The organism is Nocardiopsis sp. NPDC055551 (assembly GCF_053619415.1).
In genome coordinates this window covers 75,552-95,938 of the sequence record NZ_JBSHJJ010000009.1, presented here as the reverse complement: position 1 = coordinate 95,938, position 20,387 = coordinate 75,552, and the positions used below count along the sequence as shown (strand labels likewise).

16 protein-coding genes and 1 tRNA gene are annotated in these 20,387 nt (G+C 66.7%); 5 read left to right on the top strand and 12 right to left on the bottom strand.

All coding sequences use genetic code 11. From position 1 onward, the window contains the following. Nucleotides 1-94 precede the first annotated feature (94 nt). Nucleotides 95-1,411 (bottom strand): L,D-transpeptidase, encoded by a 1,317-nt coding sequence (locus ACWGSK_RS17305; RefSeq protein ID WP_358509849.1) that lies wholly within the window; start codon nt 1,409-1,411, stop codon nt 95-97. A 330-nt stretch (nt 1,412-1,741) separates the two neighbouring features. On the opposite strand from ACWGSK_RS17305, the gene ACWGSK_RS17300 reads away from it, so the two are divergent. Continuing rightward, nucleotides 1,742-2,065, top strand: coding sequence for a DMT family transporter (locus ACWGSK_RS17300; RefSeq protein WP_358509852.1), 324 nt, complete (start codon nt 1,742-1,744; stop codon nt 2,063-2,065). Between the two features lie 40 nt (nt 2,066-2,105). Continuing rightward, nucleotides 2,106-2,690: a TetR/AcrR family transcriptional regulator gene (locus ACWGSK_RS17295; protein ID WP_358509855.1), complete on the top strand. Its 585-nt coding sequence runs from the start codon at nt 2,106-2,108 to the stop codon at nt 2,688-2,690. Nucleotides 2,691-2,754: 64 nt separating this feature from the next. Here ACWGSK_RS17295 and ACWGSK_RS17290 read toward each other — a convergent pair whose 3' ends face one another. The 6 genes from ACWGSK_RS17290 to ACWGSK_RS17265 form a co-directional block, all read right to left on the bottom strand. After that, the gene (locus tag ACWGSK_RS17290) at nt 2,755-4,776 is read right to left on the bottom strand and encodes an ABC1 kinase family protein (protein ID WP_452456238.1); all 2,022 of its coding nucleotides are present in this window, start codon (nt 4,774-4,776) and stop codon (nt 2,755-2,757) included. Nucleotides 4,777-5,031: 255 nt separating this feature from the next. Next, nucleotides 5,032-6,630: a D-alanyl-D-alanine carboxypeptidase/D-alanyl-D-alanine endopeptidase gene (gene dacB, locus ACWGSK_RS17285; RefSeq protein WP_452456237.1), complete on the bottom strand. Its 1,599-nt coding sequence runs from the start codon at nt 6,628-6,630 to the stop codon at nt 5,032-5,034. 207 nt (nt 6,631-6,837) lie between these two features. Continuing rightward, nucleotides 6,838-8,991 carry an ABC transporter ATP-binding protein gene (locus ACWGSK_RS17280; protein WP_358509858.1) on the bottom strand — a complete coding sequence of 718 codons (2,154 nt, stop codon included), beginning with the start codon at nt 8,989-8,991 and terminating at the stop codon, nt 6,838-6,840. Next, nucleotides 8,988-9,905, bottom strand: a complete 918-nt coding sequence (locus ACWGSK_RS17275) for an ABC transporter permease (protein ID WP_358509861.1) — start codon at nt 9,903-9,905, stop codon at nt 8,988-8,990. Before ACWGSK_RS17275 ends, ACWGSK_RS17280 begins: the two co-directional genes overlap by 4 nt. After that, on the bottom strand, nt 9,898-10,908 hold the full coding sequence (locus tag ACWGSK_RS17270) for an ABC transporter permease (RefSeq protein ID WP_358509864.1): 1,011 nt from the start codon (nt 10,906-10,908) through the stop codon (nt 9,898-9,900). The genes ACWGSK_RS17275 and ACWGSK_RS17270 overlap by 8 nt, the downstream gene beginning before the upstream one ends. An 83-nt stretch (nt 10,909-10,991) precedes the next feature. Further along, a complete protein-coding gene (locus ACWGSK_RS17265) occupies nt 10,992-12,692 on the bottom strand; it encodes an ABC transporter family substrate-binding protein (protein ID WP_358509867.1) in 1,701 nt (566 codons plus the stop codon). A gap of 639 nt (nt 12,693-13,331) precedes the next feature. On the opposite strand from ACWGSK_RS17265, the gene ACWGSK_RS17260 reads away from it, so the two are divergent. Both ACWGSK_RS17260 and ACWGSK_RS17255 read left to right on the top strand, forming a co-directional pair. Further along, nucleotides 13,332-13,805 (top strand): hypothetical protein, encoded by a 474-nt coding sequence (locus ACWGSK_RS17260; protein ID WP_358509870.1) that lies wholly within the window; start codon nt 13,332-13,334, stop codon nt 13,803-13,805. Between the two features lie 137 nt (nt 13,806-13,942). Then, complete coding sequence (locus tag ACWGSK_RS17255) at nt 13,943-14,551, top strand: rhomboid family intramembrane serine protease (protein WP_358509873.1); 609 nt, start codon at nt 13,943-13,945, stop codon at nt 14,549-14,551. Between the two features lie 132 nt (nt 14,552-14,683). On the opposite strand, the gene ACWGSK_RS17250 is transcribed toward ACWGSK_RS17255, so the two are convergent. The 5 genes from ACWGSK_RS17250 to dcd all read right to left on the bottom strand — a co-directional run bounded on the left by ACWGSK_RS17250 (nt 14,684) and on the right by dcd (nt 20,139). After that, entirely contained in the window at nt 14,684-15,589 is a 906-nt protein-coding gene (locus ACWGSK_RS17250; protein ID WP_452456236.1) for a glycine betaine ABC transporter substrate-binding protein, read from the bottom strand. Between the two features lie 331 nt (nt 15,590-15,920). Continuing rightward, nucleotides 15,921-16,850, bottom strand: a complete 930-nt coding sequence (locus ACWGSK_RS17245; protein WP_358509879.1) for a glycine betaine ABC transporter substrate-binding protein — start codon at nt 16,848-16,850, stop codon at nt 15,921-15,923. Between the two features lie 44 nt (nt 16,851-16,894). Next, nucleotides 16,895-18,115 carry an ABC transporter permease gene (locus ACWGSK_RS17240; RefSeq protein ID WP_358509882.1) on the bottom strand — a complete coding sequence of 407 codons (1,221 nt, stop codon included), beginning with the start codon at nt 18,113-18,115 and terminating at the stop codon, nt 16,895-16,897. Beyond that, the gene (locus ACWGSK_RS17235; protein ID WP_358509885.1) at nt 18,112-19,140 is read right to left on the bottom strand and encodes a quaternary amine ABC transporter ATP-binding protein; all 1,029 of its coding nucleotides are present in this window, start codon (nt 19,138-19,140) and stop codon (nt 18,112-18,114) included. Before ACWGSK_RS17235 ends, ACWGSK_RS17240 begins: the two co-directional genes overlap by 4 nt. 408 nt (nt 19,141-19,548) lie before the next feature. Next, a complete protein-coding gene (gene dcd / locus ACWGSK_RS17230) occupies nt 19,549-20,139 on the bottom strand; it encodes a dCTP deaminase (RefSeq protein WP_358509888.1) in 591 nt (196 codons plus the stop codon). Between the two features lie 147 nt (nt 20,140-20,286). Between dcd and ACWGSK_RS17225 the strand changes: the two genes are divergently transcribed. Beyond that, nucleotides 20,287-20,360 (top strand) — tRNA-Gly (locus ACWGSK_RS17225). Nucleotides 20,361-20,387 lie beyond the last annotated feature (27 nt).

Here is a 20,387-nt window from a genome sequence, read left to right as displayed (position 1 = left end):
CGAGCGGGCAGACGAAGGGGCGCCCGCGGTGCCGTGCACCGCGAACGCCCCTCGTGGTCCTGTCCCGCCCCTGGGGCGGTGATGACCGCGCTTCCTACAGGTCCTCACCGTGGACGGAACCCGGGGTCCCGTCGGTGGTCATCTGTGCCTCGTCGGTCTCGCTGCCCTCAAGCCACTCGTCCCAGGACTTCTGCCAGTAACCCCAGCCGTTGTCCCACTCGAACTCACGGTCGGTGCCGGTGGTGTCGAGGATGTCGCCCATCAGGGTGTTCTCGTAGAACCACACCGCGTCGTCCATGCGCAGGTTGGTGCAGCCGTTGGAGGTGTTGGCCGAACCGATCGCGCCATTGCTGGACATCTCGTGCACGAACTCGCCGCTGTTGGAGGTGCGGACCGCGTAGTTCACGTCCACGCGGTAGGAACCCGGGGAGTCCTCGGGGATGCCCACGGTGCTGGAGTCCATGGTGATGGTGTCGTAGCGCTCCATGAGCACGTGCACGCCGGTGGTCGTGGTGTCGAACCGACGGTTGGCCGCACCGTTGCTCACGTCGATGGTGCGCTCGTGCTCGCCATCGATCTCGATCTTCATCTCGTGGTCGGGCACGTGCATCGTGGCGATGAGCTCGCGGCCGATCTCGAAGTCGATCTGGTAGTCACGCACACCGTAGACACCCTCGGAGGCCTCGACCCCGGACAGGTTCAGGTCGACGGTGACGTTCTGGTGCGGCTCCCAGTACTCCTCGGGCCGGAAGACCGCCATCTGGTCGGTCACCCAGTTCCAGGCGCCGGCGATCTCCTGCTCGGCGACCACGTTCATGGAGTTCTCGACCTGGCCCTTGTTGCTGACCGGCATGTCGAAGTTGATCACGACGGGCATGCCGACACCGACGGTGTCGCCGGAGCTCGGGAAGTTGGAGGCCAACTCCAGGCGCTGCCCGGCGACCGCCTCCAGGGTGCTGAACTCGCTGGTGGCCTCGGTCTCCTCACCGGCCTCGTTCTCCGCGGTCGCGGTGACCACGATCTCCGAGCCCGGACGCAGGTTCCAGTCACTGATCCACTCGGTGCCGTCCTCGTTGAGGGTGCCGGTCATCTCGTACAGCTCGGCCTCGTCGTCCTCACCCTCGGCCTCGCCGCCGTCGGGGACGGCCGCTTCGCTGACCACGGTCTGGTCGATCTGGACGTCACTGATGGTTCCGTGCTCGGCGGTGACCCGGACCGGGGTGTTGGGTGCGATCTCCTCGCCGCCCTCTTCCGGGGTGATGCTCAGCTCGGCCGGTTCCGCGTCCGCGGCGGGGTCGGAGTTACTCTGCGTCTCGGCGTCGCCTGAACTGCACGCGGTCGCGACGAGCGCGAGCGCCACGAGTCCGATGCCGAACCGGCGCTTCACCGCCGACTGGGTCTTGCCCGTCACGTCTGGACCTCCATAGAACATCTCGATAACCGGCCTACGTAGTAGGACGCTCCGATCCGGAAAAGGTTCTGAACTCCCGCGTATCGGTATGGAGCGGTTATCTGATGGTGTCCGACCCACCTCGTCCGGAATCGCCGAGAATACACCCAGGGGGTACGTGGCCGGTCCGCCAGGGGGTGGGTTTCCGGCCGATCCGAATCACGCCCACCTTGTCCCCCCATCATGCACCGCGTAGAATCTTGTTCATTCGCCCAGGTTCTTTGGCGAACGAAAACTGAGCATTCGAGCAGGTTTCCCCTGGGAGGCCGAAGGACACGAAGGAGCCGTGCCATGCCGTGGATGTGGTTGGCCGGAGCGATCGTCCTGGAGGTGATCGCGACCACCTCACTGAAGTTCTCCGAGGGATTCACCCGTCTGTTCCCCTCCATCGTCGTGGTCATCGGCTACGGCGGCGCGTTCTACGCGCTCTCCCAAGCGCTCGCCAGAGGCCTGCCGCTCGGTGTCGCCTACGGGGCCTGGGCCGCCATCGGGGTCGCCCTGGTCGCCATCATCGGAGCGGTCCTGCTGGGAGAATCCCTCACCTGGACGCAGATCGGCGGCATCGCCCTGGTCATGGCCGGGGTCATGGCCCTGGAGATGGGCGGACGGCATTGAACACGTGCGCACCGACCGGCCATCGAACGGGAGGAACACCATGAGTACCGCGAAGACCACCGAGGACCCGGACAACATCAGCGACGGCCGCCGCCGCAAGGGCGAACAGCGACGCCGGCTCCTACTGGACGCCACCATGGCGGTCATCGCCCGGGAGGGTGTCACCGCGGTCAGCCAGCGTCGTGTGGCGACCGAGGCAGCGGTCCCGCCCAGCACCGTCACCTACTACTACGCGACCATCGACGACCTCCTCGTCGACACGCTCACCCGGGCCAACGACGCCTACGTGGCGGTGGCGGAGGCCCTCCCCGACGACCCGGACGGCGCGCTGCGCGGGTTCGCGGCGCTCATCGCCGAGGGCACCGGGCACGACCGAGCCCACGCTCTGGCGGAGATGGAACTGTTCCTCATCGCCGCCCGACGCCCCAGCCTGCGGGATCAGGTCACGCGTTGGCACGACGCGGTGGACGCCTTCCTCTCCCCCTACCTGCCGGACCCCGAGGCCCGCGCCGGGGTGGCCGCCGCCTGCGACGGCTATTTCCTGCGCTGCTGTGTCCTGGAACCACCGCCCTCGGCGGACCAGGTGTACCGGTCCCTGCGCCGTCTGATCGACCAGGCCGGCTGACCGTTCACTCCGCTTGGCGGACCAGGCCACCCGACCGACCTCGAACGGTCGGCGCCGGTCCCCCTCAACCCCGTTCGCCCTTCGACCCGTCCCGGACCATGTCCACCAGCAATCGCAGGACGAACATCACGGTGGCCGCCAGCAGGACCCACGCCAACAGGTTGAGCGCTTGGGTGTGCGTGGCCAGGTCCGACCAGGCCACCCCGGGCTGTTCGGTCACGTTGAACAGTCCCACCGACATGAACCCGGTGACCACCGCCAGGACGGTCATGACCGCGCGGCGGACCACCGAGCGCAGGAGTCTTCGGTCCTGCGGGTGGGCGAAGAGCCGCGCCTGCACCGTGAACCGGCCCTTGTGGAGCTGGTCGGTGATCCGGTCGAGCCGACGTGGCAGTCGGCGCAGGGTCGGCAGCAGGGCCAACAGCTCTCCGGTCGCCAGCTCTCGCAGGTTTCCGCCGTCCAACCGCTCCGACATCCGCGCCCCCGCGTACCGCTTGGCCTCGGACACCGTGTCGAACCCCGGGGCGAGGAACATCAACGTTCCCTCCAGGGTGGCCAGCGCCCGGAACACCGCCGCCAGTTCGGCCGGCAGGACCAGCCCGAACCGGGTGACCAGCATGAGCAGCTCGGTGAACATCCGCATACTGGCCGTGGCCCCACCATGCAGGTAGCGCGCCATGAACCGACCGAGCGACCGGCGCAGCCGCTCCGGGTCGATCTCCCCCGGATCGTCCACCACGTCCAAAAGCGTGTCGGTGAGCAGGACCGCGTCACCCCGGTCGATGGCCAGCAGCATCATCTGCAACGCCTCACGGGTCCGGGCGTCCAATCGGCCCACCGACCCGTAGTCGAGCAGACCCACCCCTCCGTCGTCGAGCAGCAGGATGTTGCCCGGGTGCGGGTCGGCGTGGAAGATCCCGCCGACGAGCACCTGCTCCAGCAAGCAGTCCAGCAGGGTCTTGGCGATCTCCTCCCCACGCCGCTCCGGCAGCTCGGTCCCGCCGATCTGGTGCCCGTGCAGTCGTTCCATCACCAGCACCCGACGGCTGGTGTAGGCCTCGTGGACCCGCGGGATGCGCACCGGCGAGTCGACGGACGCCTCCGCGACGGCGGCGATGTTGGCCGCCTCCACCTCGAAGTCCAACTCCTCCAGAAGGGCGTCGGCGAACCTCTCGGCGAGGCCGCGCACCCCGATCGCGGGCCCCCACTCGGTGTGCTCGTCCACCCGCTTGGCGAGGCGTCTGATGATGTCGAGGTCGCGTCGGACCACCGGACCGATTCCCGGTCGTTGCACCTTGACCACGACCTCCTCACCACCGAGCAGCCGCGCCGGATGCGCCTGGGCGATGGACGCGGCGGCCAGGGGTTCGGGGGTGAAGTCGGCGAACACCTCGTCGACCCCGCGTCCCAGTTCGGCGGCCACGCAGTCGCGGATGTCGTCGTAGGGGACCCGGGCCACCTCACTGTGCAGTCGGCCCAGTTCCTCGACGAACACCGGTGGCAGCAGGTCGCGGCGGGTGGCCAACACCTGGCCGAGCTTGACGAACACCACCCCCGCCTCTTCCATGGACCGGGCCAGGGAGCGGGCGAGCCTGCGCTGTACCGAGGTGTCGTCCACCCCCTCCCGTCGACCTATGACGTATCCGCCCAGGCCGTGCCGGACCAGGATCCACAGGATCCCGCGGTACCGGCCCAGTCTTCCGAACAGGTCGGTGGTCTCGCGGAGCAGGGCGACCGGACGGACCCCGGTACCTCGCGGCATGAGGAGTTCGAGGGCGACGAACGCGAGCATCGAGCCCACCGCCATCGCGAACAACATCAACGCCAAGAAGCCCGGTTGGTCCATCCGGGCCGGCTCCGCGGTGTTCAACGCGTCGAAGGAGCCGTAGTGGGCCAGGACCGCACCCACCGATCCGATCGGTGCGCCGAACATCGCGGCCAGCGCCAGACGTGGCAGGTTGAAGGGCACGTCCATGAGCCGGCTGGCGAGTTTGCCCAGGCCCAACAGGACCAGGATCATCACGACCAGGGAGAAGACCTGACCGATGATCATGCCCAGCACAGATGTGACGGTCAGCGATTCCACACGGAAGGCCCTTCTACGGCACGGCGCGGCGGGGAGCCGCGCTGTGGGAGGAACGGGGTGGCGGGAGAACCCCGCCGTGTTCAACATTGCCGGCTTCGGCCGACCCGCGACAGCCCACGTCCTCGGACTGTGGACAACCCCATCGAACCGCGCCGACCTCCTCGAACACGGACGAGGGCCCGCCGATCCCTCGACAGGCCCTCGTCACCGCCCGTGCCACGCCCTTTCAGGACGACGGCATCGGCGCTATCGGTCTCAGCAGGTCAGCTCCCAGGAGCATTCCAGCTCCCCGCTCACCGCGGGCTCACTGCGCAGGGACACGGTCCCCTCCGGCGCCTGGTTGCCCAGGTACTCGGCGAGCCGGACCACGATGGCGTCCTGCACGTGCAGGGGCGCCGCACCGGCGTGGTCGTTGTTGACGACGCTGAAGTGGACCTCCGAGCCGTCCGGCCCCTGTACGTAGCCGGACAGGGCGCTCACCCCGGACATGGTGCCGGTCTTGGCCTGCGCGACGCCGTCGGCCGCCGTGCCGTCCATGCGCGAGGCCAGGGTGCCGCCGACGAACGGGTCGCTGTCGCCGGCCACCGGCAGGGAGTCGTGCCAGACCTCGTACCAGGGGGCGTCCTGCACCCGGGTCAGCAGGTCGATCATGCTGTTCGCGGTGATCCGGTCGGTCCGGGAGAGCCCCGAACCGTCGTTGAGGACCAGGTCGGAGGTGTCCACACCGAGTTCCTGGAGAGCCTCCTCCACCCCGGCCAGGCCGGCTTCCCACGAGCCCTCGCCCGCGGTCTCCTGGCCGACGCTCTTGACCAGCATCTCCGTGTGACCGTTGTTGCTGAACTTCATCAGCGGAACGAGGATCTCCTCCAAGGTCATGGAGGTGTTCTCGGCGACGGCATGGGGCTCCGCCCAGTCCTCGGGGACCTCGCCCTGAGCGATGTCCCCCTCGACCTCGACCCCGTTCTCCTCCAGGGCCCGGGCGAACACGTGCCCGGCCATCCCGGCGGGCTCGTCGACCGTGCGCAGCTGTACCGACGGCTCGGCGTCGGCGGGCAGGCTCCCGGTCACCTCGATGGTGTTGGTGCCGACCGGACGGTCGACCACCAGGGTGTTCTCGCCCTCGGCCGGTCCGGTGACGGCCTGGTTGTCGACCTCCACGTGGCCCTCGGCGGCGCCGGGGTCCACGCTCACCGCCTCACCGTCGTCGGTGGCGGTGACGGTCACCTCCGTCACTCCGGTGTCGTAGCGGTCTCCGTGGGCCACGGTGAGCGCCGAGATCTGCGCGGAGTAGGCGTAGGGCTCGTCCTCGGGCCACCAGTCGTCCACCAGGCGCTGATCGTCGAACCAGGTGTCGTCGGCGTACACCTCGCCCACCGAGGTGATCCCGGCGGCGGCCACGTCCGCGGCCATGGCGTCGATGTCGTCCGCGCTCAGCGTCGGGTCGCCGCCGCCGACCAGGTACAGCCCGGGCACCTCTCCTGCGGCGGTGTCGTCCTCGACGACGGCCCGCGTGGTGAAGGTGTGGTCGGGGCCGAGCGTCTGCAGGGCCGCCGCCGTGGCGAAGTTCTTCATGTTGGAGGCGGGCAGCAGCGAGGTGTCACCGTGCGCCGAGTAGAGCTCCTCGCCGCTGTCGGCGTCGGTGACCACCACACCGGAGGTCGCGCCCTCCAGCGCGGGGTCCTCCAGGATCGCGTCGATGTCGGACCGCAGCTCGTCCGCCCGCTCATCGGGATCCGCGGTGTCGGCCAGCGCCGGTGTGGTCGCCAACGCGAGGGAGAGGGTGAGAAGGGTGGCGGCCGACCACCCTCCGTGTCGTCGGAACGGCGTGGGCCGTCGGGGGGTGGCGGGAGTCAAGGATTCTCCTTCGGGGGAAACCGGTCAGAGACAACGTGAACGTCGAAACTAGCGGAGCCCCGCACCCGAAACCAGGCACTTTCGTCATCTCGCGTGTCGTCGAAGGTGGTGAAGGAACCCGGAACGAGGAACCGGCGCCGCGGAGGGGACATTCTCCACGGCGCCGGTCAGATCCCATCGCTACCGACGGCGCACCGCCGGACCACCTCAGATGAGCTCCACCACCTGGGAGTAGTGGCAGGCGTCCCGGTGTCCGCTGCCGCGGTCCAGCAGCTCCGGCGGTTCCTCGACGCACTTGGTCCGTTCGGCGTCGGAGAGTTCGTTCGCGAACTTCGGGCACCGGGTGCGGAAACGGCACCCCGAGGGCGGGTTCGCCGGGCTCGGGATGTCGCCCGTGACCATGATCCGTTCCCTGGTCCGCTCCTTGATCGGGTCGGGCAGCGGGATCGCGGAGATCAACGCCTGGGTGTACGGGTGCGAGGGAGAGCTGAACAGCTGCTCCGTCGTGGCCGTCTCCACCATCTTGCCGAGGTACATCACGGCCACCCGGTCGGCGATGTGCTTGACCACCGACAGGTCGTGCGAGACGAACAGGTACGACAGCCCCAGCTCGTCCTGGAGGTCCTCCAGCAGGTTGATCACACCCGCCTGGATGGACACGTCCAGGGCCGAGACCGGCTCGTCCAGGACCAGCACCCGGGGGTTGAGCGACAGGGCTCGGGCCACGCCGATGCGCTGTCGCTGGCCACCCGAGAACTCGTGCGGGTACCGCGAACCGTGCTCGGGGTTGAGCCCCACCAGCTCCAGGAGCTCCTTGACCCGCTTGCGCGCGTCGCGGTGTCCGTCCCCGTGGATGCGCATGGGTTCGCCGATGATGTCCGAGACCGTCATGCGCGGGTCCAGGGACGCGAAGGGGTCCTGGAAGACCAATTGCAGGTCCTTGCGGAGTGGACGCATCCGGCGGTCGGAGAGCCCTTGCAGGGGTTGCCCCATGTACGTCACCTCGCCCGAGGTGAGCCGGATGAGGTTGAGCAGCAACCGCGCCGTGGTGGACTTGCCACAGCCCGACTCCCCCACCAGCGCGAGCGTCTCCTTCTCCCGCAGGTCCAGCGAGATACCCGAGACCGCCTGCACCTCTCCGACCTTGCGGCGCAGGATGCCCTTGGAGCGGATCGGGAAGTGCTTGACCAGGTCGGTGGCGCTGAGCAGCACCTCTGGTTCCACGGGGTTCCCCGGTTCGGCTTCGTCCCCGCTCTCCTGCGAGTCCTCGTCACCGGGCCGGAACAGGTCGGCCGCCCCCACTCCCACCAGTTCGTCGCTGAAGTGGCAGGCCGCCGTGTGGACGGCGGGGTCGCCCGTCTCGGAGGGCTCCCGGCCGGTGTCACCGTTGGTGAGCAGCAGCCGCGGCTCTTCCTGGTGGCACCGTTCGCGCGCCATCGGGCAGCGCGGCGCGAACCCGCAGCCCGGGGGCAGATCCCGCAGGGAGGGCGGGCTTCCGAGGATGGGTGTGAGCCGGTCGGAGCGGTCACCGTCCAGTCGGGGCAGCGAGCCGAGCAGCCCCAACGCGTAGGGCATGCGCGGCCGGTAGAAGACCTCCTCCACCGGACCCATCTCCACGATGCGGCCCGCGTACATCACCCCGACCCGGTCGACCTGACCGGCGACGACACCGAGGTCGTGGGTGATGAGCACCAGGGCGGCGCCGGTCTCCCGACGGGCCCGCTGGAGCGCGTCCAGGACCTGCGCCTGGACGGTCACGTCGAGCGCCGTGGTGGGTTCGTCGGCGATGATCACGTCCGGCTCGTTGGCCATGGCGATCGCGATGACCACGCGCTGGCGCATACCGCCGGAGAGCTCGTGCGGGTACTGCCTGAGCCGCTGCTCGGGCGACGGGATGCCCACGATCTCCAGCAGTTCCAGCGCCCGCTCCATGGCGGTCTGCTTGCTCACCTTCCGGTGCGCGAGCACCGCCTCGGCGATCTGGTAGCCGATCGTGTAGACGGGGTTGAGCGAGGTCAGCGGGTCCTGGAAGATCATCGCGATCTTCTTCCCGCGGACCTTGCTGATCGCCTTGTCGTTGAGCCCGATGACCTCCTGGCCGAGGACCCTGGCGGAACCCTCCACCTGTGCGTTCTTGGGCAGCAGGCCCATGATCGCCATGGAGGTCACGGACTTGCCCGACCCCGACTCCCCCACGATGCCCAGGGCCTCGCCCCGGCGCAGCACGTAGGAGACCTCGCGGACCGCGGGAAGCGGGCCGTCGTCGGAGGGGAAGGTGACGCTCAGATCGGATACCTCTAGCACCACGTCGTCACCGGTCTCGGCGGTGGCGTGTTCTTCGTTCATGTACTCAGTCGTCATCGCCGCACCCTGGTCTGTCGTGGGTCGAGGGCGTCCCGGAGGCCGTCACCGATGAAGTTGATCGTCAGACAGATCAGCACCAGCAGCACACCCGGCGGATAGAACAGCCAGGGACGCGTGGTCACCGCCGTGCGCGCGCTGCCGATCATCTGGCCGAGCGAGATGTCCGGGAGCTGGATGCCGAGCCCCAGGAAGGACATGCCCGCCTCGGCGAGGATCGCCACGGCCACCAACAGGGTGGCGGCGACGATGATCGGTCCGGCCGCGTTGGGCAACAGGTGCCGGACGATGATCCACGGCGCGGAGGCCCCCGATGCCCGGGCCGCCTCCACGAACTCCTGTTCCCGAAGGGACAGGACGACGCCGCGGACCACACGCGCGATGGTCGCCCACGAGAAGATCGCGATGATCAGGGCGATGGCGGACCAGGAGGCCCCCGCACCGGTGTTGCCCGCGATCGCCGCGGCCGCGACCAGCAGCGGGACGATGAGGAAGATGTCGACGATCCGCATCATCAACGCGTCGACACGACCACCGTAGTACCCCGCCGTGGCGCCCCACATGGAGCCGACGACGGTGGAGACCAGCGAGACGGTGAAGGCGACCTTCAGGGTCTGCTGGGCCCCGCGCATGAGCTGGGCGAGGACGTCGTTTCCGGCGGCCGAGCTTCCCAGGGGGTGTTCGCCGCCCGGCGGCAGGTTGCTGGGGATCTCCTTGTAGACGGTGTGGTCCCACACCCAGAAGAAGGGCCCCACGAACGCGAACAGGATGATCAGGATCAACATGACCAGGCTGATCATCGCGGGACGGTGCCGCGTGAACCGGATCAGGATCGTCTGCAGCTGGGTCCGGTCGGCACTGTCCTTCTTCTTCGCCCCCTTGCGGGCGCTCCCGAACATGCCGTTCTCACTCATAGCGGATCCTTGGGTCGAGCACGGCGTACAGGAGGTCGGCCACGAGGTTGGCCACGATCACGATGACGCCGCTGAGAAGCAGCCAGCCCATCAGCGCGTAGGAATCGTTGTTGTCGACCGCCGTGATGAAGAAGTCGCCGAGACCGCGCCATTGGAAGACCACCTCGGTCAGGATGGCCCCGTCGATCACGCCCGCGACGCTGATGGCGACGACGGTCGTCAGCGGGATCAACGCGGTACGCAGGGCGTGGCGTCGGATGACCACGTGATGGCGCAACCCCTTGGCCCGGGCCAGACGCACGTAGTCGCTGTTCATCACCTCCAACATGGAGGTGCGTTGGTAGCGACTCCACGAGGCGAAGCTGATCAGCATGAGCACGAGTGTCGGCAATGCCATGTGGGCGAAGGCGTTGAGGAATTGGTCTCCCAACGGTTCGCCCTGGGCTCGGAAGCGTCCGTCACCGATGGTGGCGAAGACCTGTTCATCCACCAACTGGTTGAACTTGACCCCGGCCGCCTGCATGATGCCCGCGAGCCAGAAGGTCGGCATCGCCAAGGCCAGGAAGCCGACGAAGGTGAGCGTGTAGTCGAGTTTGGAGTACTGGCGCAGAGCGCTGATGACACCGGTGATGATCGCCAGGCCCAACGCGAAGACCATGGCGGCGCCCACCAGGCGCAGGGTGGTCCATAGACGTTCGGCGATGGCGGGGCCGATCTCGTACTGCGGCCCCTGGGTGGACGGGCCGAACTCACCTTGGAGCAGGCCGATGTCGCCGTTGCCACCGATTCCGGTCATCCACAGCCAGTACCGCTCAGGCATGGAGCGGTCCAGGTAGAGGCGCGCCTCCGCCTGCTGGATGACTTCCTCCGTGGGCGGTGGCTGTTGCATCCGGATGTCGGCCAGGGGGTCACCGGAGACGTCGATCATCACGAAGGTGAGGATGGATGCGAGGACCAGGACGGGTATCGCACCCAGAACGCGTCGCATCGTGTAAACGAGCATGGAAGTGATCCTTCAGGGATGGGCGAGGATCGGCCCGGCCCCGGGAGGGTGTCCCGGAGCCGGGCCTGGGCACTCGGTCCGCCCTAGTCGGCGATGGTCCATTCACCGACGTTGTGGGTGGAGCGGTAGCTGGACTGGAGGTTGTCCTCGACTCCCGCGAGCCGGTCACTGTTCACGAAGGAGTAGTTCGGCTCGTGCATGATCGGGAGGACGTAGGCCTCCGGGACCAGGATCTCCATGGCCTCGTTCAGGTGACCGGCGGCGGTGTCGAGGTCGGGGGCGTTGGCCGCCTCGTCGACCAACTCGTCGACTTCCTCGTTGTCGAAGCCACCGAAGTTGCTGTCACTGTCGCTGCGCCAGTACTGGGCACCCGACGTCACGAAGTACGGCGTGCCCTGCCAACCGAACTGCATGATGTCGTAGTCGTTCTCGGCGAGCGTGCCGCCCAGGTCGTCGGTCACCTCGATGTTGGCGGTGACGCCGATCTCGGCCAGTTGCGCCTGGATGAGCTGGAGCGAGGTGTTGCGCACGACGGAGTCGGTGCTGCGCAGACGGAAGGGACCGACCTCCTCACCGTCGAGGGTGAGGGTGTCGCCGACCTCGTAGCCGGCCTCCTCAAGGATCTCGGTGGCGGCGTCGATGTCGCCGGTGCCCTGCGTCTCGCCCTCGTAGTGGTCGACGAAGTAGGGGCTGTCGTTGCCGAAGATGTGGTTGTTCTTCAGCTGGTACTCGGGGTAGCCGGCTTCGTAGTTGCGCGAGGCGATCTCGTCACGGTCGATGGCGGTGAAGATGGCGCGTCGCAGCTCGACGTCCTGGAGGAACTCGTTGTTGAGGTTGATGTCCACGTGCTCCCAGGACGCGCCCTCACCGATCGAGGTCTTGGCGTTGGGCAGATCCTGAAGCTGGGTGTAGACGTCCTCGTTGTAGGAGAAGGGGTTTCCGCCGTGGATCTCATCGTTGCTGAAGGCGTTGACGAAGGTGCCCTCGTCGGTGTTGAACATGAAGGTGACGCGGTCCAGGCCGGGCTCGTCGCCGAACCATTCGGGGTTCGGTTCCTTGACGACCTCGTTCTCCAGGTCTCCCTCGACGATCTGGAACGGGCCGCCGGACCACTCGGGGCGCTCGGCGTGCAGCCAGGCGAAGAACTCGCCCAACTGGTCCGGATCGTCGACGTCCCAGCCGTTCTCCTCGGCCAGGTGGGAGGGGAGGAAACCACCGGCGACGCTGTGCGAGTCGAACAGGCCCATCCACTCGGCGTTGGCCTGGCCCTCCTTCAGAGTGACCGTGGCGGTCTTGCCGTCGACCTCGATGGCCTCGACCTGGTCGGGGTTGGTGCTGGAACGGGAGTCACAACCGTTGCAGTGCCCCTCCTCCGGCCCGGCGGACATCATCCAGGTGACCCGCAGGTCCTCGCCGGTCATCGGCTCGCCGTCGCTCCACACGGCGTCGTCGGCGAGCGTGAAGCTGAACTCGAAGGGTCCCTCGTCGGGGTCGTCGTTGATCAGGGTGGGCTCTTCGGCGAGGACGTCCATGTCGTACTCGTAGGTCTCGGCGTCGGCCAGCCACCCGCCGGTGCTCGGAAGGATGCCGGAGAGCATCTGGATGACGTAGACGCTGCCACCGGCCGCGCTGATGGACTGCCATGCGCCGGGAAGGGTCTCGATGACCCAGGTGGCTTCCCTGACGCCATCGTCCTCCTCTCCGCCACCGCTACAACCACTGGCCACCAACATTGCTGACGACGCCGCCGCGGCGAGCGCCAGCGTCTTTCGACGCTTGAACATAGTCACACCCTTGATCACTGAAGCGACAGGACACGGGGGAGATGCCCCAAGGGCACGCCCCGACAAAACTAGGCGATTAGTCGATCAGAAGACCATTTAGCGAAAAATCTGTATAGCCCCAATGCCGGATTCGTGACCCATCCGCAACCGGTTCGCGCCCATCGGACCAAGCCCTGGTCATGTTTTCTCAATACCCCGACAACGCACCGTGTCACTTCACATCTCCGCAGGCCAGAGGACCCACGGGAAAACCCGCCAATCACCGGGGATTCGGACGACCGACTAAAGGTTTGCGGTTAATCGGTTAGCTCGAACAGCCTCGACACATAAGTCAACAATGTTTAACTACGGCGAGGACCCGAATCACTACCAAGAGAGAAGTGGACACAGAGAACCATTCACCTCAAGTCGCACCAAAATAGGACAGTTCACCGAGGCGATTTCTATCCTAGAAAACATAGGATGAACCAATCATCGACTCTTGTATCCGCACGACACTCGAAAATGGACACGAATATGTCCTGAACCCCGCCACCTAAATGTCCGAAACCGAGGACCCCTCGCACACGAAGCGGATAAGGTTCCGTGTGACGACCTCCGTCATCCTCAGCGCCCCGCCCAGCGAGAGAGGCATCCGCCGTGTCCGAATCGGTCCGCCTGGTCTGCCCTGTAGGTCGTAAGTACGTAGAGACGTGGGCCGGTTACGTTCTGGTGATCCTGGGCTTGATCACGGCACTGATCGGCTCCGGCCACTGGGCCGGCGTCACCCTCGGGGTCCTGCTCGTACTCGGCGGCGCGGCCTGCGCCGTCCACGGCCACCTGATCAGGAAGCCCGTGCTGGAGATCTCCAAGGACGAGTTCCGCTACGAGCGCGGGTCCTACGTCGTGAGCGTCCCCTTCGAGGAGATCGGCTCCTACCACCTGCTGCCCGGGCGCATCCGTTCCCTGGGCCTGTACGACACCACCGGGCGAGCCAAGCGCTTCCCGTCCCTGTCCGGTCGCCGCACCGCGCGCAGCCACCTGCCGTTGACCGGGATGATCCAGCCCGCCAGGGTCGAGGCCTTCATGGCCGTCGCCGGCATCCCGCCCCGCAAGCGCTCCCTGACCTCCTGACCGGGGCACCATACCGGCCCCGCCTCGGACCGAGCCGCACCGTTCCACCCCGAGGATCAGTCAGACATTCCTCTCTATTCATCACACACACCGCGACGGACATACCGCCACAAGGCCTGTTCCTTTACGCTCAAAGTGTGAAGCAGTCCAGAATCACCGCCATCCTGACCGTAGCGGGGATGCTCGCGGCCATGTGGGTGTTCGAGATCGTCGACACCGTCCCCGGCATGCGGCTCGACCAAGAGTTCGGGCTGCGTGCCTGGGACACGAGCGCCCCCTGGACGATATTGACCGCCCCGTTCATGCACGCCAACTTCCCCCACCTGATCGGTAACTCGCTGCCGTTCCTGGTGTTGGGGTCCCTGGTCGCCTTCAGCGGCCAAGGCCGCTTCCTGCTCACCACCCTGATCGTGGCCGTGGTGAGCGGTGTGGGCGTGTGGCTGTTCTCCGTCCCGGGCGTCCCCACGGTGGGCGCCAGCGGACTCGTGTTCGGCTACTTCGGCTACACCGTCCTACGCGGCATCATCGAGCGCAAGACCGTCGACATCGTCATCATGATCTGCGTGGTCATCTTCTACGGGACCATGATCTGGGGGGTTCTGCCCCAACACCCCGGCGTCTCGTGGCAAGCGCACCTGTTCGGTTTCATCGGTGGGCTACTCGCCGCCTACATGTTGCCCAAGCGTGAGGCCGATCGTCGGATCAGCCCCGGCGGCGGTGCGCAGGGCGGCTACTACGCCCCCTGAACCGCGGGACCGGAGCAACGCGAACGAACACACGGCGGGGGCCGTCCTCCCAGATGGGATGACGGCCCCCGCTTCTCGTGCTCCCCCTCGGCGCGAGGGGTCGCCACCCGTTCGTGCGCACGGTCACATGGGTCAGAACTCCAGGCCCTGCGCCGCTTCACCCATGGTGCGCTCCAGGAACATGGGGTTCTTCGACAGCCACTCGCGGGCCCCCGCGGTGGCGTCCTCCACGCCGGGGGCCACCGTGAGCACCTCCAGTTCCGCCAGTTCGTCGTCGTTCATGGTCCAGTTCTGGATCCACTCGGTCAGTTCCGGGTAGTCCTCGCCGAAGCCGTCTCGACCAACGGAGTGGATGTTCTCGGCCTCGCCCATCAACCCCTGCGGGTCCTCAAGGTCCTTGAGGCCGTACTGGGCGTAGGCCGGGTGCGGACGCCACAGCGTCACGACGATGGGTTCCCGCACCTCGTACGCCTCACCCAACTCGGCCATCATCGAGGCACCCGACGACGTCTCCAGCTCGAAATCCTCGTCGAGCAGGTAGCCGGGCATCGCCTGGTCCCGGGTGACCCTGGTCAGACCCGCGTCCGGTTCGATACCGACGATCTTCCCGCCCAGGGCGTCGGAATGTCGAGGCAGGTCGTCGATCGAGACCAGGTCCTCCATGTACTCGGGAACCGTCAGGGTGAGGGAGGCGTTGTCGTACCAGGAACCCAGGGTCTCGACCCGACCCCTGTGCTCGTCCATGTACTCGTGGTGCGTGACCGGGAGCCACATGTCCAGGTACAGGTCGAGATCGCCGGCGGCCACCCCCTCGAAGGCGGACGTCAGATCGGTCTCGGTGACCGTGACGTCGTAGCCCTTCTCCTCCAGGATCACCTCCCACAGGTGGGTGACCGCGATCGCCTCCTCCCAGCCGATCAGCGCGATCTCGACGTCCTTGAGGTCCTCGCCACCCTCTTCGGCCGCGCATCCGGTCAGCAGGAGTGCCCCGCCCATCCCGCCCGCGACCAGACTCTTCAGGCCCTTGTGGCTGTACATCCTTGGGGTCTCCCGCCCTCGAAGTCCTTCTGTGCGCCCGCACGCCGTGGAGGGTCGACCATCGACGCGGGCTCTGTGACGACACACGGAAACGGCCGTCCCCAGCATGGGAACGACCGTCTCAAATGTACTTGAACCACCAGTTTACGTGTGAGAACGACCGCTGAAACTCCGGCCCGCCGTGGTCGGTTCCGTGACCGGCCACGGATCATCGCCACGGCTCCGGAGAACCCCGTTCACGACGAAGGGCCGCCCCACCGGTGGCTCGGGTCCTGGCGGTGGAACGGCCCCCATGAGCGTGTACCCGTCGAACGGGTCCGCGTGGAGGTCCTTAGAACTCCAGGCCCTCGGCGTCCTCGCCCAGGGTGCGCTCCAGGAACTCGGGGTTCTCCGACAGCCAGACGCGAGCGCCCTCCTGCGGCTCGTCCTCGTACTCGTCGAGCGTGAGAACCTCCAGCGTGGACAGCTCGTCGTCGTCCATCGTCCAGCCCTCGATCCAGCCGGCGACCTCCGAGAAGTCCTCTCCGAAGCCCTCGCGACCGATGGCGTGGATGGACTCCGCCTCGCCCATCAGGCCCTCGGGGTCCTCAAGGTCCTTGAGGTCGTGCTCGGCGTAGGCCGGGTGCGGACGCCACAGCGTCACGACGATGGGCTCCTCCTCGGCGATCGCGGAGTCCAGCTCGGCGAGCATGGCCGCGCCCGAGGAGGTCACGAGCTCGAACTCGTCGTCCAGGCCGTAGCCGGGCATCGCGCTGTTCTGCGTGGTGTCGGTCAGGCCGGCGCCCGGGTCGATACCGACGATGCGGTTGTCCAACTCGTCCGCGTGGTCGAGCAGGTCCGGGATGCTGTTCACGTCCTCCATGTACGTGGGAACCGTGAGGGTCAGGATGGCGTTGTCGTACCAGGAACCGAGGTCCTCGATCTGGTCGCCGTAGTCGTTCCAGTACTGCTCGTGCGTGGCCGGGAGCCAGGTGTCCAGGTACAGGTCCACGTCGCCGTTGGCAACGCCCTGGAAGGCCGGAGCGACGTCGACGTCGGTGACCTCGACGTTGTAGCCCTTCTCCTGCAGGATGACCTCCCACATGGCGGTGGTGGCGATGGCCTCCTCCCAGGCGATCAGCGCGATGCTGATGTCCTGACCGCCCTCTTCGGAGTCCGAACCACCGGTCAGGTCCTCGCCGCCGTTCCCACAGGCGGACAGCAGGAGCACTCCGCTCATACCGGCGGCGGCCAGACCCGTCATGCGCTTACGGCTGTACATCTTCGGGATTCCCTTCCCTAGTGACTTGCGTGGACCGGCCGATGTCAGGAAGCGACACGGGCCTGCGGGCTGTTCTTGGTGACGGCGGCGGTGAGGCGGTCCAGGAAGATCGCCAGGATCACCACGGCGATACCGGCCTCGAAACCGAGCGCACCGTCGTTACGGGTGATGCCCTGGTAGACCTGGCTGCCCAGACCACCGGCACCGACCATGCCGGCGATGACGACCATGGAAAGGCCCAGCATGATGACCTGGTTGACACCGGCCATGATCGTGGGCAGGGCGAGGGGAAGCTGGATACCGGTGAGGATCTTGCTCCGGGGAGCACCGAAGGCCTCACCCGCCTCCACGAGTTCCTTGTCGATGCCGCGGATGCCGAGTTCGGTCAGGCGTACGCCGGGCGGCATCGCGAACACGATGGTCGCGACCACACCGGGTACGGCGCCGATCGAGAAGAAGAAGATCGCCGGGATCAGGTAGACGAACGCGGGCAGCGTCTGCATCAGGTCCAGGATCGGCTTGACGATCTTGCTGAGCGTGTCGTTGTAGGCGGCCAGGATGCCGATCGGAATCGCGATGACCACGGCCACGAGACTGGCCACCAGGACCAGACCGAGCGTGTCCATGGCGTTGGTCCACTGTCCGACGGAGGCCACGATGGTCAGGGCGATCAGCGCGAACAGCCCCATGCGCCAACCGGCCACCGAGAGCGCGAGCAGGCTCAGCAGCAGGATCATCATCAGCGCCATCGGCCGGGTGACGAACATCGGCAGCAACAGCCAGCCGAGCAGCACCACGAGCAACCAGCCGCCGGCGACGACCCCGGCGCGGAACCGGGTCCGCTTCTCGACGAGTCCCAGCGCGGTGACCGCGATCAGGAACACGAGGGAGACCACGAAGTAGGGCTCCACGACCGTGTCGAACAGGTTCATCGCCCAGATGAAGAGCCCCGGGACGGCGTTGACGATGGCCGTCACGACACCGAACAGTGCTTCGAGGACGTACAGCAACGAGACGCCGATGACGATGCCGAGCAGCGGAAGCCGACGCCAACGCACCAACGGCGCGGCGATGATCACCGCGGCGATGAAGGCCAGCTGCCCGGCCGCGGGTTCGACGAAGAACCCGGACAGGACGGCGACCGCCCAGCGGATGAACTCACCGCTCAGGTCGAAGAACCAACCGAAGTTGGCCTTCAACCAGCTGTTGAACGCCTCGAACCCCTCACCGAGAGGCAGGGAGGGCGGAAAGTCGACGGGTGTCACTTGCTCTTCTCCCCGCTCGCGTTGGTGTTGAGCGAGGCGAGCACGGACTCACGGGTAACCATGCCGAGCACCTCACCCTGGTCGGAGACCACACGCAGACGGTCCGAGGTCGACACACTTGAGAACAGGTCGGCGACGGCGGTGTCGGCGTCGACCTGAGGAACGGAGTCGTCCTTGGCCACGGAGGCGTCGATGACCGCGGACGCGGTGAGCACCCGGGAGCGGTCGACGTCCTCGATGAAACGTTCCACGTAGTCGTTGGCCGGGGAGTTGAGGATCTCGGCGGCTTCCCCGATCTGGGCGACACGACCGTCCCGGAGCACGCAGATCCGGTCACCAAGGCGCATGGCCTCGTTGAGGTCGTGCGTGATGAAGATGATCGTCTTGCCCAGGCTCGCCTGGAGCTCGATGAGCTGCGTCTGCATGTCGCGGCGGATCAGCGGGTCCAGCGCGCTGAACGCCTCGTCCATGAGGATGATGTCGGTGTCGGCGGCGAGGGCGCGGGCCAGGCCCACGCGCTGCTGCATGCCACCGGAGAGCTGCTGCGGGAGCTTGTCCTCCCATCCCTCCAGCCCGACCAGGGCGAGGGTCTCCTTGGCCTTCTCGAAGCGCTCGGCGCGCGGGATTCCGCGCAGCTCAAGGCCGTAGGCCGCGTTCTCCAGCACGGTGCGGTGCGGGAGCAGGGCGAAGTGTTGGAAGACCATGCTGATCTTCTCGCCCCGAAGCTTGAGCAGGTCCTTCTGGTTGAGGGCGGTGATGTTCACGCCGTCGACCTCGACCGACCCCGCGGTCGGGTCGAGGAGGCCGTTGAGCATCCGGATCAGCGTCGACTTACCCGAGCCGGACAGGCCCATGACGACGAAGATCTCGCCCGGTTGGACCTCGAAGGACACGTCGATGACGGCGGCGGTCACGTCGAGGTCGGCGATGGTGTCACGGTGGCTACCGTCGGACAGCCGTTCGACGGCTGCCTTCGATTGCTTACCGAACACCTTGTACAGGTGGTCTGCGCGTACTGCTGGCACGGTCTCCTCACGGGGCTGTCCCTGTCGCGAAGGCTCGCCGAGGATGTCGGTCCTCACCGCGAACCTGCGGTTTCCACAGGTGAGTGGTCCGCGCAGAGCCCCCCGTGCGCGCCCGTCAAAGGGCGAAACCATCACCTGGTCACGTCGGGGCGCCACCTTACCGAGATGTGAACGCACAGTTCAGGCGGCATGTCACTACCAGATAACATGTTTAACCGCCATAAAACACGTCCGCCGACCTGTAGCGCCGGATGCAGATCCCACAGGGCGCCCGAATGTGATCTATACCACTGCACATTTTAGGGCGACAAGGGTCACAGTTCCATGTCAGGCACATGAAACAACGGAACGTGTCAAAACATGACCGTACCGTAAGGACGATTTGAGGCTTCGAAGCGACCCCTCGCTTTAACGCTCCTCCTCCACGACCCGGGTCCGAACGAAGTTCTGGTGCGAACGCGACGGAGTCGGGCCGCGTTGTCCCTGGTAGCGCGAGCCGTAGGCGGCCGAACCGTACGGGCGCTCCGACGGTGAGGTCAGTTGGAACATGCACAGCTGCCCGATCTTCATGCCGGGGTAGAGCTTGATCGGCAGCGTCGCCACGTTGGACAACTCCAAGGTCACGTGACCGGAGAACCCCGGATCGATGAACCCGGCGGTCGAATGCGTGAGCAGACCGAGCCGACCGAGAGAGCTCTTGCCCTCCAACCGGCTCGCGACGTCGTCCGGCAGGGTCACGATCTCGTAGGTCGAAGCCAGCACGAACTCGCCGGGATGCAGGATGAAGGCCTCTTCCCCGTCGGTCTCCACCAACCGGGTCAGGTCCGGTTGTTCCACCGACGGGTCGATGTGGGGGTACTTGTGGTTCTCGAAGACCCGGAAGAAGCGGTCCAGACGCACGTCGATGCTGGACGGCTGCACGAGAGAGGGGTCGAAGGGATCGATCCGGACCCGCCCGGACTCGATCTGCTTGTTGAGGTCACGATCGGAGAGCAACACGGTGTCGAACCTACCGGTCGAACCCACCGCCTGCGAGAACAGCCCTACGGTCCTCCCGTGAGGGCGTCATCACCACGCCGACTTGCCGAACCGACCCGGAGTTGGGCTAGGATAACCACCGTTGGCAGCCGCAACCGGCGCGCTCACGCGGATGTAGTTCAATGGTAGAACTTCAGCTTCCCAAGCTGATAACGCGGGTTCGATTCCCGTCATCCGCTCCATACGTACAAACGGCCAGGTCAAACCGA

What these genes read in the sequence shown, in the direction of transcription:
- ACWGSK_RS17300 (WP_358509852.1), top strand. Translation starts at nt 1,742, where the DNA reads ATGCCGTGGATGTGGTTGGCCGGAGCGATCGTCCTGGAGGTGATCGCG.
- ACWGSK_RS17295 (WP_358509855.1), top strand. Translation starts at nt 2,106, where the DNA reads ATGAGTACCGCGAAGACCACCGAGGACCCGGACAACATCAGCGACGGC.
- ACWGSK_RS17280 (WP_358509858.1), bottom strand. Translation starts at nt 8,991, where the DNA reads ATGACGACTGAGTACATGAACGAAGAACACGCCACCGCCGAGACCGGT.
- ACWGSK_RS17275 (WP_358509861.1), bottom strand. Translation starts at nt 9,905, where the DNA reads ATGAGTGAGAACGGCATGTTCGGGAGCGCCCGCAAGGGGGCGAAGAAG.
- ACWGSK_RS17270 (WP_358509864.1), bottom strand. Translation starts at nt 10,908, where the DNA reads ATGCTCGTTTACACGATGCGACGCGTTCTGGGTGCGATACCCGTCCTG.
- ACWGSK_RS17265 (WP_358509867.1), bottom strand. Translation starts at nt 12,692, where the DNA reads ATGTTCAAGCGTCGAAAGACGCTGGCGCTCGCCGCGGCGGCGTCGTCA.
- ACWGSK_RS17250 (WP_452456236.1), bottom strand. Translation starts at nt 15,589, where the DNA reads ATGTACAGCCACAAGGGCCTGAAGAGTCTGGTCGCGGGCGGGATGGGC.
- ACWGSK_RS17245 (WP_358509879.1), bottom strand. Translation starts at nt 16,850, where the DNA reads ATGTACAGCCGTAAGCGCATGACGGGTCTGGCCGCCGCCGGTATGAGC.